The sequence below is a fragment of the Bradyrhizobium sp. NAS80.1 genome, from assembly GCF_001908205.1.
Classification (GTDB): Bacteria; Pseudomonadota; Alphaproteobacteria; order Rhizobiales; family Xanthobacteraceae; genus Bradyrhizobium.
Window position 1 is genome coordinate 1 of sequence record NZ_LGHL01000132.1, and the last position, 14449, is coordinate 14449.

The window sequence follows — 14449 nt, forward strand, 5'->3', positions numbered from 1 at the left end:
ATGATGGATTGGAGCGAAAGTTTAAGTTTTTCAAGTGGTTAGAGGGCGGCGTGTGCACGACGTGTGCACCGGGAGATCAAGAAAAATCTATCGTCAGCAAGCGTGGGCAGTGGCTCTTTGGAGTGATGCGGTTGTTTAGGGCGGGCTTGCGCGCGACTTAAGGGTTAACAATGCTCGTCACGAGCCGAGATCTCTGTTCGGCTCACCATCGATGTCGCGGCCATTTGCAGTGAGAAAAAAAAATGGCGTCGGGGGTTCGAGTCGCTCCCCCGCTACCATCTTTCCCCACACTCCTTTGACTTGATTTGGATAGGCCTTTTCCCCAAGCAGGGCGTTTAGCCGGCCTGCTATCTCGACGGCTACACCACCTGGGCGTCCCGGATCGCGGAACACAGTGACCGTCTCGACCAAGTCTCTGATTGCTTCTGCGGCCTCTCCGTCGCCCGCACTGATACCTTTACCCAGTGCTTCTTCAAGCCGACCGAGTTGCTCCTCATATCGTTGCAGGATGGCCGGATGCAGCGCAATTTCCTTCGGGGAGGGCGGTTCGCTCTGCAACTCCTCAGATATCCGCTTTCGTTCGGCATCTAAAGCAGTCGATCGCGGTCCGAGAACGGATGGATCGCCATGTCCTTTCGCGATCGCATCCACCAGTCGTTCGATTTCCCGCTTTAATTGCCCAAGCTGCTGCTCAAGGGTAAGCGTCGTTCTCAGGCCACGGCTTTGAGGGATTGAGTGCGGTAGGCCCAGGGCAGTAGCTGGTCGATGTCGCGATTTGGATGACCGTTGACGATGCTGGTGAGCGCGTCGGTCAGGTAAGCAAGCGGATCGGTGTCAATCAGCTTACAAGTTTCGACCAGGGAGGCGATGATGGCCCAGTGCTCGGCACCGCCGTCGGAGCCTGCGAACAGCGCATTTTTCCGGTTGAGCGTGATCGGACGGATCGAACGTTCGACGACGTTGTTGTCGAGCTCGATACGGCCATCATCGATGAAGCGCGTCAGACCCTCCCAGCGTGAGAGCGCATAGCGGATGGCGTCGGCGAGCTTGCCCTTCTGGCTGATCAGGGCGAGTTTTGCGTGTAGCCATTCCTGGAAGGTATCGGCAAGCGGCCGGCTTTTCTGCTGCCGCACGAGGCGACGCTCCTCGGCGCTGCGGCCGCGGATGTCCTTCTCAATCGCGTAGAACTCGGCGATGTGCTTGAGCGCCTCGCTCGCGATGGGTGCCGGGCCAGGTGTTGCGAGCTCATAGAAGTTGCGGCGCATGTGCGCCCAACAGAAAGCAAGCTCAACGGCGCCCCGCTCGGCGAGTTTGGCGTAGCCGGCATAGCCGTCGACCTGCAGGATCCCCTTGAAGCCTGCGAGATGAACGATCGGTCGATCGGCTTTGCGATCTGGGGCATAGACATAGGCGACGCCCGGCGGATCGACGCCGCCCCATGGTCGGTCGTCTGCCGCATAGGCCCAGAGCTGACCGGTCTTCGTGCGCCCGCGGCCGGGATCAAGCACCGGCATTGTCGTCTCGTCGGCGAACAGCTTTGGCCGTTGCCTGAGCTTGCCGAGGAGGCGCTCATGCAGCGGACGCAGGTGGAAGGCTGCTTGTCCCACCCAGTCCGCCAACGTTGAACGATCGAGCTCAATGCCCTGACGGGCATAAATCTGCGCCTGCCGGTAGAGCGGCAGGTGATCGGCATATTTGGAGACCAGCACCTGGGCGACGGTAGCCTCGGTCGGCAATCCGCCCTCGATCAGCCTAGCCGGGACTGGCGCCTGTATGACCCCATCCTCGCAGGCCCGGCAGGCGTATTTGGGCCGCCGGGTCACGAGGATCCGGAACTGCGCCGGGACCAGGTCCAGCCGCTCGCTTCTGTCCTCACCGATCCGGTGCAACTCGCCTTGGCAGCAGGGACAGGTCTTGTCCTCGATGTCGACGATGACCTCGATCCGCGGCAGGTGCGCCGGCAACGCGCCACGGTTGCCGCGGCGCTTGCGAGCTCGCGCATCGCGGCCTTCAGGTGCACTGACGTTCTGTGCCGTCTCGCCGTACGCGGCGACTTGCTCGACGTCTTCCAGGCCCAGCAGCATCTGATCTTCGGGTAGCGTCTCCGCCCGCCGGCCAAACCGGTGTCGCTGCATTTCCTTGATGATCTGACGCAGCCGTTCGCTCTCGCACCGCTCGGCAAGCAGCATCGCTTTCAGCGTCTCGAGATCGTCAGGCAGGGCGTCGCTCACACCCAAATCAGAGCATATTCGCCGCCATCTGGCGACGCGTTCGGCGCTCCTGATTCACTTCGCCGCAGCACTGCCAACAGCTATCCGGGCTGCGCTGGCGCCGGCGTCTCCCGTGCCTCATGCACAAGCCGCCAGTCGAGTCCTTCCAGCAGCGCCGACAATTGCCCGGCTGACAGGCGCATCACACCGTCCTCGATCTTCGGCCAGCGGAAGATCCCATCCTCAAGCCTCTTGGCGAACAGGCACAGGCCCGTTCCATCCCAGAACACCAGCTTGATCCGGTCCGCCCGCTTGGCCCGGAACACATAGACAGCTCCCGAGAATGGATCTGCACCCATGCTCTCGCGCACCAGGGTCGCAAGACCCTCCATGCCCTTGCGGAAGTCTACCGGTTTGGTCGCCACCATCACCCGGACCGCGCCTGACGGACCGATCACCGGCTCGCCTTCAGCGCCTGGACGATCGACGCAATCCTCGCCGTGTCCGCTCCACGACCGGCTCGGATCGTGATGCCGTCGACTTCAATCTCGATGATTCCGCTATCTGGCTTGCGCACCGCTTTGCGCTCCCGGTGAGCAGTCGGCGCCGGCACCACAGCGTCCATCACCGCCGGCACAAACTGTACTTCGTCCGCCTCGGAATGACCGCCTGCGGCTTCTCGCAACTGACGCCGTCAGCCAAACAGCTGCTGCGGCGACAATCCATGCCGTCGAGCCACGGAACACACCGAGTCGCCACTCGCCACGATCTCCGCAACGATCCGCGCCTTGTCCTCGTCGCTCCACTTCCGCCGACGACCGGCTCCGGTGAAGACCTCAAGCCGCCGCACCGGCTCCGTGATAGCAGTATGCACTGTGTCCATTCTAAGCCTAACGGTCGAAACCGAACCGCAGACTCGCAGATCGCCCCGTCATCCGGTAGGTGGCCGCTGAACAGCGCTTACGCTCAAGGCGCTGCCGTTTTGCATGTGATGTGGCTGCGAGGCGCTTCCGCTCCTCGAGATACGTGCGTACGTATTCTGAGATAACCTTCGGCGCGCGCAATTCGGCCTTTAGCCCGTTGAGGACCGCGCTCTCAACAGTGTCCAAATAAAAAGTCTTGGCGTCCGGACACGTGCCGCTCTCCGTCGCCGCCGAGCAGCGAATGCGAACGCGCCCTGATTTGTCCCTTCCATTGGTTGCCATGCCCGAGCCGCATGAGCCGCAACGGAGCCAGATAACATCCGACGTGGCCGACGTTGATGGCTGGGATGGGTATGACCGCGCTCCTCTTTACGTTGCTGAGCAGCTCTGAACAGCTCTGGATTGACAATTGCAAGATGCGGCACTTCAGCCGCCTGCCAGTCACTCTTAGGATTTGGTCGTGACAGGCGCTTTCCCGAGTCGGGATCTTTCACCATCCTGACTTTGTTCCAGACGAGGCGCCCTACATAAAGCTCGTTCTGCAGAATGCCGGTACCCCTCTCGAGATTGCCATTAATAGTTGAGGCATTCCATGCCCGCCCCCGCGGAGGTGATACCTCTCCTTGTTGAGATCGTGCGCGATTTCGCGAGGCGTCCGACCGTCCACGTATTCCTGGAAGATACGGCGGATCACTTGTGCCTCGGCCTCGACGACGACTCGTTCGCCGCTCTTTCCGGCGACCGCATCGTATCCGTATGTTAGGCCACCTCCAGCCAAACCTTGCTTGACCCGGCCTGCTTGGCGACGCCGCACCTTGTGCGTGTTGTCCTCACGATAGAGTTGTCCGACCAGGCCGCGAAGACCGACCAGCACGGTGTTAACGACGCCTTCGTGGACCGCCCGGATCTCGATGCCGAGAAAAGATAGTCGCTTATGGATACCTGCGAGATCTTCCATGTCGCGAGAGAGGCGATCGAGCGCTTCGACGATCACTACGTCAAAGGATCTCTCCCGCGCTTGGTCCAACATCCGCAGAAGGCCTTCGCGTCCCATGACCGAGCCACCTGAGCGAGCCCGATCTTCATGGGTGCTGATAACCGTTAAGCCTTCGCGCTCTGCATAGCTTTGACAAGTGAAAGCTGATCTTCAATCGAACGCTCGTTCTGAAGATCGGTTGAGAACCGAGCATAGATCGTCGCCCTCTTCCTTGTCTCTTCGATCGGCGATCTCTCTTTCATGATCTTCCCTCGCGGCCAGACGAGCAAGTACGCGCGCAAGGCGTAAGATCGCCTTGTCTGGATTCGTCTGCAAGGACAATTTTCGATGCGCTTCCCGCACGATCGAACCTCTAGGTGAGCGCGCAACTCAGCGAGGTGCACGCACCTGCGCTAGCGCCATTCCACAAAATGTCGGCGTCGGTGATCATCCAGAGCATCATGCTTGGTCGGTGCCTAAGCGGAACGGCCGCTATGAGCTCGTCGTGCAATTGGATGCCGCGGCGAAGAAAAAGGGATGGAACTCGGAAGGCCTTCGCCCGCCGAAGTGTGTGCTGCTAGGAAGGGTTACATCCAGCTCTTTGGCACGTGGCAAATACTGGGGCGAGAATCCGGCACCCTCACCAAAAGACTGTGACCAGCAATCGATCTCGTTGCTAGTTTTGCCTGAATCAAACCTGCAACCAGACCGTTGTGAGCGATGGGATAATGGTTGGGTTCGTTGATTTTCCTGAAGTTTTTGATGATTTCGTTCGCGTTTGTTGTGTTTCGATTAGGTTGTTTCTGGCGCGAAACTGGTGCGGTGTGCGCGCCAGCTCCGACGGCGGCGGCGAACACTGGCTGTCATCGCCTTGTCAGATCTGCAAACTCCGCAGTGTCGAACCGCAGGCCTATCTGACCCGACGTCATCGGGAGGATCGTCAACGGCCATCCGAACAGCCAAACCGATGGCCTGTTGCTTGTGCCCATCCCGCAAACCAAGCGCTCAGCCACGCAACACAGCTAACGATCCAAGGATAGGGCACGAACGAAGATAACGCGTTGAGAAAAGGAGAAGGTGCGACCGGAAACTCGAGGTGCTTTGATGCCCAATCTTGATCTGAAGGGCAATGACGAACGAGGGGCCGGAGCAGCGGTTGCAGCCGCGGGTGTTTTCAATCGGGTATGGCGAAAGTCAAAAAGGGCGAGAAGTAGATATGCAGTTGGCGACCTTGTCCCCATCCTGGTCTCAACAGGAGCAAGCGACGTTGAGGTCCTGATTGCGGTAGTGTGCCCTATCTCCTCGAGGCAACTTTCGGACAACGAGCCTTGCTCAGCAAGGTTTCAATTGTAACGTCAAACCATCGTTCGACAAAGCTGACATAGCTGTGGATGTCAGCCGGCCGGAGGTAGAAGTGTGGTTCGTTGCTTCGGAGGTGGAGAAATCTTCCGGGGGGTCTTAAGATTTTCAATTTCGAAGGCGAACGCTGTCGCCCTATTAGAATGGCGGTCCCGATTTATGGATTTCATGCTCTGGATTTCAACTTTCACGATTGGAGTAATCGCCTTGGGAGGATTGGCAATTGCACGAAATGAATTCAAATCCTCCTCAGACAGCCAAAACTCGAAATTGTTAATCCGCGCCGGGTCAACCGGATCAGCCGTTATCGCCAAGTCAAAGCATCCGGAAGCGTGGCGAGCGCGTTTTACGAGATCCTCGTGCGCTTTAACAACATCGTCCCGCTTATTCGGGTCAACTGTAAATCATCCTGCCATGATTACCTTACGTGTTTTCATGAAATCCTCATGTATGAGAAGTCCGTTAGCCTGCAAAAGGCGTTTTCAACGCCGTGGCGCTGTTGGTAGATTTTGTTGTCGAAGCTAAAGACCCATTTGCAGATCGCGGTGCAGGCGATGCCCGCGTTTGGTACCCCGGTCTTGCTTCCATTGGCGCGATGCCGCGCTGTCATAGTTTATCAGTCTTGAAGTAAGGCTCAGCCGTAAGACGTTGCGAAACCCACCAGATATTGCCTGCGATGTTGCGGATACCACCCTGGCGGTCGCCATTAGGCATATCGGCGACCTCCATAACGAGCTCCGCGCCATTGGCAATTGCTCGTTCGAGCGCGCTATCGGCATCCCCGACGTAAAGGTAGAATGCCGCGCGATCGCCCAGCAGTCCGACCTCGGCTTCCATCTTCGCGAGGAGGCGATCCCGGTCAAGCCGGGCGTCGCGGCAGCGTGCGAGCTGCTCGGGCTCGATCCGCTCCATGTCGCCAATGAGGGCAAGCTGGTCGCGATCGTGGCGCCCGAAAATGCTGCTGCAGTGCTGGCCGCGATGCGGGCGCATCCGCTTGTCAGCGACGCCGCCGACATCGGCGAGGCCTTGGCCGACGATCATCATTTCGTGCAGATGGCCACGAGCTTCGGCGGCGGGCGGATCGTCGACTGGCTGTCGGGCGAGCAATTGCCGAGAATCTGTTGAGGTAAATCATCGCATCCTGCTCCTGTCGCATTCCTTCAACAGCCTGACGCAGCGGCTTCAGGCGAGCTCAGGGAGCGATGCCACGACGTCGCGGTCGAGCTCGACATCCATGCCGAGATCACGCGCGAGAGCGTGGCGCTGCATCGGCCGGACCTTGTGATCGCGCCGTTCCTGAAGCAGGCGATTCCCGACGACGTTGGGCGCAGCGTGCGCTGCCTGGTCGTCCATCCCGGCCCTCCCGGCGACCGCGGTCCGGTCGCGCTCGTGCGGCGGCGGGCCACCGGGGGAATAGGATATGGCTCATCACGACCACATATCTCGCCTCCGTGAGCTTCGTCGCGATGGCAGAAGCGATTTCGTTCATGCCCAAGGATGAAGGAGAGAAGATCGGCTTGATCGCTGCTCGGGGTAGGCTCTTCTGAAGCAAGCCCACCGTCGCCATGGGCACCATGATCATCCCGCATTTTCAGATAGGCTATTTCCTGCTGGCCTCACTGGCCTTCCTGCTGGTGAAGCTCGACACCGTTGCCCATCATCGATCATGGGCTTTCGCGAACTCATCTGGCGGCCTTCAAACCGAAGCTTCCAGTTCCAATGATCAAGAATTCGACACCAATAAAAAGCAGGGAGCTTCATGACCGACTGATGATCCTCCCTGATGTCTGCTGCCGCCTGTTGATCTCGTCGAGATAGAACTGATACGCCAACCCGATGCCCTCCTGCAGTGAGGTGCGGGCGTGCCAGCCGATTTTGACCAGGCGGCTGACATCGAGCAGCTTGCGCGGCGTGCCATCGGGGCGCGACGTGTCGAAGCGGATCTTGCCGCGAAAGCGGACGGTCGCCGCGACCACCAGCGCGAAATCGGCGATGGTGATGTCCTGGCCGGTGCCGATGTTGACCAGCTCGGACGACGAATAGGTCTTCATCAGGTGGACACAGGCGTCCGCAAGATCGTCGACATACAGGAATTCGCGCCGTGGCTTGCCGGTGCCCCATACCACGACGTTCGCCGCGCCTGACATCGTGGCCTCGTGATTCGGGATGGTAATTGTCGCCGGGACCGTAAAGGTTGGTCGGCATTACGCTGATGAAGTCTGCGCCGTACTGGCTGCGATAAGCTTCCACCATCTTCAATCCGGCGATTTTCGCAATCGCATAGGGCTCGTTGGTCGGCTCCAGCGGGCCGCTCAGCACCGAATCCTCCCGCAGTGGCTGCGGCGCGAGCCGCGGATAGATGCAGGACGAGCCGAAGAACATGAGCTTCTCACATCCGTTCGCATGAGCGGCTTGGATCGCATTGTTCGAAATTGCAAGGTTATCGTAGAGGAACTCGGCTCGCAGCGTATCGTTGGCGACGATACCGCCGACTTTGGCCGCCGCGAGGAACACCGCCTGCGGCCGATTCGCGGCGAACCAGGCGCTCACCGCCGCCTGGTCGCGAAGATCCAGTTCGCTTCGCGCCGCCGTCAGGAGGTTGGCCTGCTCGCGCGCGAGCCGTCGCATCAGCGCCGAGCCGACCATACCGCGATGGCCGGCGACGAAGACCGTCTTGCCCTTCAGCTCAAAACGCGCGCTTGCCATTGACGACGTCCTGACGGGCTTCGGCGAGATCGCTTGCCACCATCTCCTGCACCAGCTGCGCGAAGCTGGTCTTAGGCTTCCAGCCGAGTTTTTGGCGGGCCTTGTCGGCATTGCCGACCAGCAGATCGACCTCTGTCGGGCGGAAATAGGCCGGATCGATTTCCACAACGGTTTTTCCGGACGCCCTGTCGATGCCGATCTCCTCAACGCCCTCGCCGCGCCATTCGATCGTCCGGCCGACCTCTGCGAATGCCAGCTCGACGAACTCGCGCACCGCCCGCGTCTCGCCGGTCGCCAACACGTAATCCTCTGCCACGTCGTCCTGCAGAATTTGGTGCATGCCCTCCACGTAATCGCGGGCGTGGCCCCAATCGCGCTTGGCCTCGAGATTGCCGAGATAAAGGCGGGCCTCCAAACCGACTTCGATGCGGGCGACGCCGCGCGTGATCTTGCGGGTCACGAAGGTCTCGCCGCGGATCGGGCTCTCATGGTTGAACAGGATGCCGTTGCAGGCGAACATGCCGTAGGCCTCACGGTAATTCACCGTGATCCAGTAGCCGTAGAGCTTGGCCACGCCATAGGGCGAACGCGGATAGAACGGCGTCGTCTCGCTCTGCGGCACCTCCTGGACGAGACCGTAGAGTTCCGATGTCGAGGCCTGGTAGAACCTCGTCTCCTTCTCCATGCCGAGAATGCGGATCGCCTCGAGCAGCCGGAGTACGCCAATTCCGTCGGCATTGGCCGTGTATTCCGGACTTTCGAAGCTGACCGCGACATGGCTTTGCGCCGCAAGATTGTATATCTCGGTCGGCCGGATTTGCTGCATCAGGCGGATCAGGTTGGTGGAATCGGTCATGTCGCCGTAGTGCATCAGGAAGGGCACGTTGCCGGCATGCTGGTCCTGGTACAGATGATCGACGCGCGCGGTGTTGAACGACGACGACCGCCGCTTGATCCCGTGCACAGTGTAGCCAAGTCTGAGCAGATGTTCCGCGAGATACGCGCCATCCTGGCCCGTAATGCCGGTGATAAGCGCAACGCGCCGTTTTGAATCTTGAGCCGTCATTGTTTCACCAGTTGGGCAGAAAAGGAGCCTTTAGTAGTAAAAGTCATTTTGGAGCAGCTTTCATGCGCATGAAGCCCACATTCACGCGTATTGAAGGAGGGCCCATTTTGAGTTAGTAATGTACGCCCGCGTAGATCAAGCGCATCATATACATTGATATGCAATACCACTGGAAAGTCCTCCCGTGGTTAAGGCAAGAACGAGTCAACAAGCTCTTCCTCGTCGGGCCTGATTACCCCGATCATTTCTGGCGCAATGAGAAGCAAACGCCTGCGCTGTTGCCTGGCGGAAAGCTAATGAACCATCATCTATGACGCTGTCGTTATTTCCTAACCAAGAAAAGGAAGTGATTCGGCCGATGATCGCTCCCAAGATGGACCGGTTGCATCGTGGTTTGTTGAGTCAAGTATGATCACCGCGACGCATCATCACGACACCACATCGGTTCTAGTCGAGACTGCGATAGTTCGTTACCAACATTCGTATGGTTCTTCGAACCTTTCGCTATGGAAGATTTACCTCCGTACAATTGAACGAGCGGTCTCAATGCTCCAGTCTCGTCCCATCGAACTAGCAGCATTGCCCTCTGGGAGCGCCAGGACGGCATTCTATTGAACACTGGGCCGGGCGTCATAAAGCTCTCGACTCCAATTTAGGAGCTGAACAAAGGTCATGAGATTCTATCGCAGGTCTCAATGTGCTCCGCCGGCTCGCGAGCTTGGTCAGTCCCCAGAGTCGAAGCCATATTGCAATCACGACATTCCAAACACGACGAAAACTCTGATTGCGCCGCCGATCTCGGTCCAGCTGCACGATAATGACGTGCCTGCATATTCGACTAAACTTGAAGGCCCTGTTTCGTCCGCTGCCGCGTCTTCATTCGAATGCGATGGTGCTCGCCAACGCCCCAATGGAGCCGAACCAGGTGAGGAGGGAAGATCTGGAGACCTGGCTCAGCTTGTGCATGCGGAATTGCTCCCAGTGAATCTCGCAGTGGCGATTGAATATCTTTAGATAAGTGAATTTGACCAAGAAGTTTCCACCGCGTGACCATCATGCGGCGTGAAGTTGGGGTGATCGTATGTGCGGGATTGTCGGTATCTTAGGACGTGGTCCAATCATCAAGCAACTGGTCGATTCGCTCAAGCGACTTGAATATCGCGGATATGACTCCGCAGGCGTCGCGATGCTCGAAGAAGGCCGTCTTGAGCTTAGACGCGCCGAGGGAAAGCTGACAAATCTTGAGGCCCGCCTACGCACCAATCCACTAGTGGGTCACAGCGGTATTGGTCACACGCGATGGGCCACTCATGGCAAGCCGAGCGAAAGCAACGCCCACCCGCATGCCACCGACAACGTCGCGGTTGTTCACAATGGGATCATCGAGAACTTTCGCGACTTGCGCGGCGAACTGGAGCAGAACGGCGCTAACTTTGCCTCCGAGACCGATACTGAGGTGGTGGCTCATCTTGTGGAATCGTATTTGCTGGATGGCTATTCTCCGCAGGACGCGGTGAGAGCGTCGCTACAGCGGCTGCGCGGCGCGTTTGCGCTGGCGTTCCTGTTCAAAGGCCACAACGATCTCATGATCGGCGCGCGCAAGGGGGCGCCGCTTGCGATCGGGCACGGTGACGGCGAAATCTATCTAGGATCGGATGCGATCGCGCTCGCGCCCTTCACCGACACCATCACCTATCTTGAAGATGGCGATTGGGCCGTGCTTACCCGCACAATTGGCCTTATCTATGACTCGAATGGCGCCGTCGTCAATCGGGAGGCATCAAAGCCTGGCGCCTCCTCGCTCCTCGTCGGGAAAGCGAACTATCGCCACTTCATGGCCAAGGAAATTCACGAACAGCCGGGAGTGCTCGGACAGACGCTGGCGCATTATGTCGACATGACTGCCGAGCGCATAGCCTTGCCGCTCAAATTGCCATTTGACTTCAATCTCGTTCAGCGCATCTCGATCACGGCTTGCGGTACGGCAAACTATGCCGGCCATGTTGCTAAGTACTGGTTCGAGCGTCTGGCACGCGTTCCAGTCGAAATCGATGTAGCCTCCGAATTCCGCTATCGCGAGGCACCCTTGCGCAAGGGGGATCTCGCGATCTTTATCTCTCAGTCAGGGGAGACCGCCGACACCCTTGCCGCGCTGCGTTACGCCAAGGCGAATGGTCTGCACACGATATCCGTAGTCAACGTGCCGACGTCAACGATCGCGCGCGAGAGCGAAACCGTGTTGCCAACGCTGGCGGGGCCGGAAATCGGTGTCGCCTCAACCAAAGCCTTCACCTGCCAGCTGATGGTGATGGCCGCGCTTGCGCTCGCAGCTGGCAAAGAGCGCGGCGAATTGTCCGATACCAATGAATTGAAACTCGTACGCGAGCTGATCGAAATTCCCCGGTTAATTGCTGCAGCCCTTGAGACCGAGCCGCAGATCGAGGAACTTGCGCGCGAAATCTCCAAGTCAACGGATGTGCTCTATCTCGGTCGCGGCACATCGGTTCCGCTGGCATTAGAGGGGGCGCTCAAGCTAAAGGAAATTTCCTATATCCACTCAGAAGGGTATGCCGCGGGCGAGCTCAAGCACGGCCCAATTGCGCTGATCGACGAAACCGTGCCCGTGGTGGTTATTGCGCCATATGACCCGCTTTTCGCGAAAACCGTTTCGAACATGCAAGAAGTTGCCGCTCGTGGTGGCAATATCATCCTGATGACTGATGCGAAGGGAGCTTCGGAAGCGACATTGGCTACCTTCCGAACAATTCTGCTGCCAGACATGGTCGCAACCTTTGCGCCCATGGTTTATGCTATTCCGCTCCAGCTTTTAGCCTATCATACCGCTGTCGTGATGGGCACAGACGTCGATCAGCCGCGCAATCTCGCGAAATCGGTGACGGTCGAGTAGAGCCAGCAGCAACGTCGAAGCGCGTCCTGCTGTTAGACGTGGGAGGAATAGCGCAATCCAGCGGTCCATCGCGCAACCCTCACTCTTGTTGCTGAAGTTCCCGCCAAAGGCTGCTGGCCCACGTGGTGGCCGGAGGCCCGCCGCGCTGGAGCCTTGCCTCGAAGTGCGCGGGAAGATGTGAAGGTGTGTGAGGACGCGAATGCTCCGGTTCACCGTCAACAGCCTGAGCGCTGAACAGTGCGCCTGTCGAGGCCGAGCAGTTGCGCGATTCTGGGTAGCGGGCAACTGCTCACGTGGGCGATAGATCTCATCGCGGTCATCTCACGAAGCCTTTTGATCCGTCCGTAAATGCGGCAAGCGCGGTCGGCGGCGCGGAACTCCCGGCTTCGCTCGTTGCGCGGCCGCCGTGATTGGACGGCGGCTATGTTGTGATAATGGCGGCCGATCGTGTAGCGCAGGACCTCACCCAAGGTGTGGAACAGGCGAAAGCGGTCCGCCACTTGTCCCGCCTTGTCGGCGCCCCAGCAGCGCACTGCTGAGTTTGTCAGCGCAGCAGAAATATCGGAGCGAACTGTCTTGGTCGGTTGCTGGGTCTGGTTTATTCACGTAGCGACCGACCATCCGACTCGCCGAACACGGTAGCCGGGCAAGCTTTGGGGCCGTAACTCAGGTCGGCTGCGGCCAAATCGAACCACTAAAATCGAGCAGGCTACACAGAGTGGAAGCGTCCGGGAATAAAGCATGGCCCTATTAGGTCTTGTTCCTGGGCTCCACATTGTTTGGATCGATCTCTCGGTTCAGACCCGCATGCAGCGTCGCGTAATTCAGTTCGCCTTCCCACCAGGAGACGAACACAGCGGCGATGCCATTGCCCGCGATATTGGTGAGCGCTCGCACCTCGCTCATGAACTTGTCGATCGAGAACACGATCGCCATGCCTGGCACCAGCACTGGATTGACAACCGACAGCGTGGCAGCCAGGGTAATGAAGCCCGCGCCAGTGACGCCGCTTGCGCCCTTCGAAGTCAGCATCGCCACAACCAAAATCGTCACTTGCTGGCTAAAAGTGAGCTCGATACCCAGCGCCTGCGCAATGAACAAAGTCGCCAGCGTCATATATATATTAGTGCCGTCAAGATTGAAGGAGTAGCCGGTCGGCACCACAAGCCCGACCACAGGCTTGGAGCAGCCTAACCGCTCAAGCTTCTCCATCAATTGTGGTAGCGCGCTTTCCGAGGATGAGGTGCCGAGCACAATCAAGAGCTCATCCTTTATATAGGCGATAAATTTGAAGATCGAAAAGCCGATAAACCGCGCAATCAGACCGAGTACGAGTATTATGAATAGCGCAGCGGTCGCATAAAACAAAGCGACAAGGCCGATCAGATTGCCGAGCGCAGCGGGTCCGAACTTTCCGATTGTGAAGGCCATGGCACCGAAGGCGCCGACCGGAGCCGCCTTCATGACAATGGCAATCACGCCGAAAACCGCTTGCGCCAAGTCGTCGATCATGCCACGCAACCTCTCTCCGCGCTTGCCCATCGCCATCAGAGAAAAACCGAATAGGATCGCGAACAGAAGCACCTGCAGGATATCGCCGCGGGCGAGGGCGCCAACCACGCTATCGGGGATGATGTTGAGGATGAAGTCGACGGATTTCGAGGCTTCCGCCTGCTTCACGTAATTGGCGACCGCCGCGGCGTCAGGCTTGGCGGAGAGACCTCGGCCGATTTGGAACAAATTGCCTGTCAGTAGGCCGAGCAACAAGGCAGCCGTGGATACAATCTCGAAATAGACCAGCGCCTTGACGCCGACCCGTCCGACCTTCTTTGCATCCTGAATATGAGCGATTCCGGATACCACGGTGCAGAAGATAATGGGCGCGATAACCATCTTGATCAGCTTGATGAAGCCGTCACCCAGCGCCTTGATCCAGTCGTTCGTCGCGAGCGGCGGCCATAGCCATCCGACGACGACGCCGATCAGGATCGCGATCAGCACCTGGACATAAAGAACTTTGTACCAAGGTCGCGACGCTCCCGCAGGCGCCGCAGTGGCGATGGTGGTCATGCGTTCCTCCCGACTTACTCGAAGACTGCGCCGTCGTTTAAGAGGCGTCGACATCATACGAGTCTGTTATTTCCGCCCTGTCCGATTGAAGACGCTGTTGTCGAGTGTCCGACACCCGGCAGCGCGATTTCAAAGGTGAGCTTTCAATTCTGCGTATTCTTCTCTCGTCAAAGCAAAACGCGCGCCGAGCGCCGACGCTGCGGCCGTTTGACCGGTCTGACTATGTATTGA

13 protein-coding genes and 5 pseudogenes are annotated in these 14449 nt (G+C 58.7%); 4 read left to right on the forward strand and 14 right to left on the reverse strand.

The features are described 5' to 3' along the window. Nucleotides 1–177: 177 nt before the first annotated feature. From AC629_RS28390 to AC629_RS45705, 8 genes and pseudogenes are all read right to left on the reverse strand, one after another. Nucleotides 178–651, reverse strand: a complete 474-nt coding sequence (locus tag AC629_RS28390; RefSeq protein ID WP_245330287.1) for a hypothetical protein — start codon at nucleotides 649–651, stop codon at nucleotides 178–180. Nucleotides 652–710: 59 nt separating this feature from the next. After that, the gene (gene tnpC / locus AC629_RS28395) at nucleotides 711–2189 is read right to left on the reverse strand and encodes an IS66 family transposase (RefSeq protein ID WP_074117745.1); all 1479 of its coding nucleotides are present in this window, start codon (nucleotides 2187–2189) and stop codon (nucleotides 711–713) included. Nucleotides 2190–2311: 122 nt separating this feature from the next. After that, a complete protein-coding gene (gene tnpB, locus AC629_RS28400; protein WP_084808181.1) occupies nucleotides 2312–2668 on the reverse strand; it encodes an IS66 family insertion sequence element accessory protein TnpB in 357 nt (118 codons plus the stop codon). Further along, on the reverse strand, nucleotides 2665–2895 hold the full coding sequence (locus AC629_RS49035; protein WP_245332021.1) for a hypothetical protein: 231 nt from the start codon (nucleotides 2893–2895) through the stop codon (nucleotides 2665–2667). The genes tnpB and AC629_RS49035 overlap by 4 nt, the downstream gene beginning before the upstream one ends. Nucleotides 2896–2904: 9 nt before the next feature. Then, a complete protein-coding gene (locus AC629_RS49040) occupies nucleotides 2905–3093 on the reverse strand; it encodes a transposase (protein WP_245332022.1) in 189 nt (62 codons plus the stop codon). 7 nt (nucleotides 3094–3100) lie between these two features. Continuing rightward, nucleotides 3101–3415, reverse strand: a complete 315-nt coding sequence (locus tag AC629_RS49045; protein WP_245330664.1) for a hypothetical protein — start codon at nucleotides 3413–3415, stop codon at nucleotides 3101–3103. Nucleotides 3416–3552: 137 nt separating this feature from the next. Further along, nucleotides 3553–4229 (reverse strand): annotated as a pseudogene (locus AC629_RS49055) (recombinase family protein); the annotation flags it as partial. A 467-nt stretch (nucleotides 4230–4696) separates the two neighbouring features. Next, complete coding sequence (locus AC629_RS45705; protein WP_143198744.1) at nucleotides 4697–4966, reverse strand: hypothetical protein; 270 nt, start codon at nucleotides 4964–4966, stop codon at nucleotides 4697–4699. Between AC629_RS45705 and AC629_RS49060 the strand changes: the two are divergent. After that, nucleotides 4940–5135, forward strand: a pseudogene (locus tag AC629_RS49060) (transposase domain-containing protein); the annotation flags it as partial. The gene AC629_RS45705 and the pseudogene AC629_RS49060 sit on opposite strands and share 27 nt — an antisense overlap. A gap of 368 nt (nucleotides 5136–5503) precedes the next feature. Here AC629_RS49060 and AC629_RS50730 read toward each other — a convergent pair. Beyond that, nucleotides 5504–5860: pseudogene (locus AC629_RS50730) on the reverse strand (putative quinol monooxygenase); the annotation flags it as partial. A gap of 415 nt (nucleotides 5861–6275) precedes the next feature. Between AC629_RS50730 and AC629_RS28415 the strand changes: the two are divergent. Further along, a pseudogene (locus AC629_RS28415) lies at nucleotides 6276–6593 on the forward strand (AIR synthase-related protein); the annotation flags it as partial. A gap of 57 nt (nucleotides 6594–6650) precedes the next feature. Here AC629_RS28415 and AC629_RS47130 read toward each other — a convergent pair. Then, nucleotides 6651–6821 carry a hypothetical protein gene (locus tag AC629_RS47130; protein ID WP_167561390.1) on the reverse strand — a complete coding sequence of 57 codons (171 nt, stop codon included), beginning with the start codon at nucleotides 6819–6821 and terminating at the stop codon, nucleotides 6651–6653. 212 nt (nucleotides 6822–7033) lie between these two features. Here AC629_RS47130 and AC629_RS28425 point away from each other — a divergent pair, with 212 nt between their 5' ends. Continuing rightward, nucleotides 7034–7231 carry a hypothetical protein gene (locus AC629_RS28425; protein ID WP_084808182.1) on the forward strand — a complete coding sequence of 66 codons (198 nt, stop codon included), beginning with the start codon at nucleotides 7034–7036 and terminating at the stop codon, nucleotides 7229–7231. Here AC629_RS28425 and AC629_RS49965 read toward each other — a convergent pair. Next, nucleotides 7226–8174: pseudogene (locus AC629_RS49965) on the reverse strand (GDP-L-fucose synthase family protein). The gene AC629_RS28425 and the pseudogene AC629_RS49965 sit on opposite strands and share 6 nt — an antisense overlap. Then, a complete protein-coding gene (gmd, locus tag AC629_RS28435) occupies nucleotides 8155–9240 on the reverse strand; it encodes a GDP-mannose 4,6-dehydratase (RefSeq protein WP_074122454.1) in 1086 nt (361 codons plus the stop codon). The pseudogene AC629_RS49965 and the gene gmd overlap by 20 nt, the downstream one beginning before the upstream one ends. Before the next feature lie 1081 nt (nucleotides 9241–10321). Here gmd and glmS point away from each other — a divergent pair. After that, nucleotides 10322–12148: a glutamine--fructose-6-phosphate transaminase (isomerizing) gene (gene glmS, locus AC629_RS28440; RefSeq protein WP_084808183.1), complete on the forward strand. Its 1827-nt coding sequence runs from the start codon at nucleotides 10322–10324 to the stop codon at nucleotides 12146–12148. 215 nt (nucleotides 12149–12363) lie between these two features. On the opposite strand, the gene AC629_RS28445 is transcribed toward glmS, so the two are convergent. Together AC629_RS28445 and dctA are read right to left on the reverse strand one after the other, a co-directional pair. After that, a complete protein-coding gene (locus AC629_RS28445) occupies nucleotides 12364–12648 on the reverse strand; it encodes a hypothetical protein (RefSeq protein WP_143199509.1) in 285 nt (94 codons plus the stop codon). A gap of 250 nt (nucleotides 12649–12898) precedes the next feature. Continuing rightward, a complete protein-coding gene (dctA, locus tag AC629_RS28450) occupies nucleotides 12899–14218 on the reverse strand; it encodes a C4-dicarboxylate transporter DctA (protein WP_074122452.1) in 1320 nt (439 codons plus the stop codon). Nucleotides 14219–14449: the final 231 nt, after the last annotated feature.

Coding starts and splice junctions, on each gene's coding strand:
- AC629_RS49040 (WP_245332022.1), bottom strand. CDS start 3,093: ATGGACACAGTGCATACTGCTATCACGGAGCCGGTGCGGCGGCTTGAG.
- dctA (WP_074122452.1), bottom strand. CDS start 14,218: ATGACCACCATCGCCACTGCGGCGCCTGCGGGAGCGTCGCGACCTTGG.
- tnpC (WP_074117745.1), bottom strand. CDS start 2,189: ATGCTGCTTGCCGAGCGGTGCGAGAGCGAACGGCTGCGTCAGATCATC.
- gmd (WP_074122454.1), bottom strand. CDS start 9,240: ATGACGGCTCAAGATTCAAAACGGCGCGTTGCGCTTATCACCGGCATT.
- AC629_RS47130 (WP_167561390.1), bottom strand. CDS start 6,821: ATGGACGACCAGGCAGCGCACGCTGCGCCCAACGTCGTCGGGAATCGC.
- AC629_RS49045 (WP_245330664.1), bottom strand. CDS start 3,415: ATGGCAACCAATGGAAGGGACAAATCAGGGCGCGTTCGCATTCGCTGC.
- glmS (WP_084808183.1), top strand. CDS start 10,322: ATGTGCGGGATTGTCGGTATCTTAGGACGTGGTCCAATCATCAAGCAA.
- AC629_RS28425 (WP_084808182.1), top strand. CDS start 7,034: ATGGGCACCATGATCATCCCGCATTTTCAGATAGGCTATTTCCTGCTG.